At 58.8% G+C, this 1,285-nt stretch carries 2 protein-coding genes; both read left to right on the top strand.

The features are described from left to right. On the top strand, positions 1 to 204 hold a 204-nt coding region (locus G6027_RS02550), incomplete at its 5' end, for a 2Fe-2S iron-sulfur cluster-binding protein (RefSeq protein WP_182635118.1). Between the two features lie 71 nt (positions 205 to 275). Then, positions 276 to 1,285, top strand: a 1,010-nt coding sequence (locus G6027_RS02545) for a cytochrome P450 (RefSeq protein ID WP_182635116.1), incomplete at its 3' end; no start/stop codon positions are given.

The raw sequence follows: 1,285 nt of genomic DNA, 5'->3' as shown, positions 1-1,285 counted from the left end.
TGCGGAGGCGAAGCCGCGTGCGGCACGTGTCATGTCATCGTTGATCCGCAGTGGTCCGAACAGGTCGGCCTCTCGGGAGCAAGTGAAGAGGAAATGCTCGCAATGAACCCGGAAAGGCTGCCGACCTCTCGACTGTCGTGCCAGATGACCGCGTCCGCGGATTGGGACGGCCTGGTCGTCCAGGTGCCAGAGTTCCAGATGTAACGACGAAGGGATCAAGAGTCGTGTCAAGCAATCATGTAGAAGTCGGGGACAGAATCCGGTCGGCCATCCCGATGGATCTTCAGATCCGGGGCGCCCATCTGTACGACAGGACTCGGCGCTGGGTGACAAGGACGAATGGGAAGAAGCTCTTCGTAGAGAGTCCCATTCCTCCCGTCGAGGATGTCGAGCTCGCCGACATCGACCTCAGTAATCCCTTTCTCTATCGCCAAGGCCGCTGGCAGTCCTACTATGAGCGCCTGCGAAACGAGGCTCCGGTCCACTTTCAGCCCAACAGTGCGTTCGGGCCGTTCTGGTCAGTGACCCGACATGAAGACATCATCGCGGTCGATAAGAACCATGAGGTCTTCTCCGCCGAGCCGATGATAGTGATCGGGGCCCCGCCTCGTTTTCTCGATATCGAGATGTTCATCGCGATGGACCCACCGCGCCACGACGTGCAGCGAGCAGCTGTGCAGGGGGTGGTCGCGCCGAAGAACCTGCGTGAGATGGAGACGCTCATTCGGTCTCGGGTTCGCGAGGTACTAGACGACTTGCCGGTGAATCAGCCGTTCGATTGGGTCCAGGCTGTCTCGATCGAACTGACAGCTCGAATGCTCGCGACGCTCTTGGACTTCCCATACGAGGAACGTCACAAACTCGTGTACTGGTCAGATATTGCAACTTCGTTCGAGGAAGCGAACGGTGGTCCTGCGGACCTCGACGAGACGTTCGACGGAATGCGCGAGATGGCGAGCGGTCTGAGTTCTCTGTGGTACGACAAGAAGGCTCGGTTAGCAGAGGGGGAGGAACCCGGTTTCGACCTGGTCACCATGCTGCAGAGCAACGAGAACACCAAGGATCTGATCGACCGCCCGATGGAATTCATGGGCAACTTTGTGCTGTTGATCGTCGGAGGGAACGACACGACCCGGAACTCGATGAGTGGTGGCGTTCTGGCGCTGAACCGGTTCCCAGACCAGTTCGAAAAGCTCAAGTCCAACCCTGACCTGATCCCCAACATGGTCTCCGAGATAATCCGGTGGCAAACGCCGCTGGCCTACATGCGCCGAATCGCCAAGAC

Source organism: Dietzia sp. SLG310A2-38A2 (assembly GCF_014145095.1).
In the GTDB taxonomy this organism is placed as follows: domain Bacteria; phylum Actinomycetota; class Actinomycetes; order Mycobacteriales; family Mycobacteriaceae; genus Dietzia.
The sequence above is the reverse complement of the archived record's forward strand: the minus strand, read 5'-3'. Positions and strand labels throughout refer to the sequence as shown.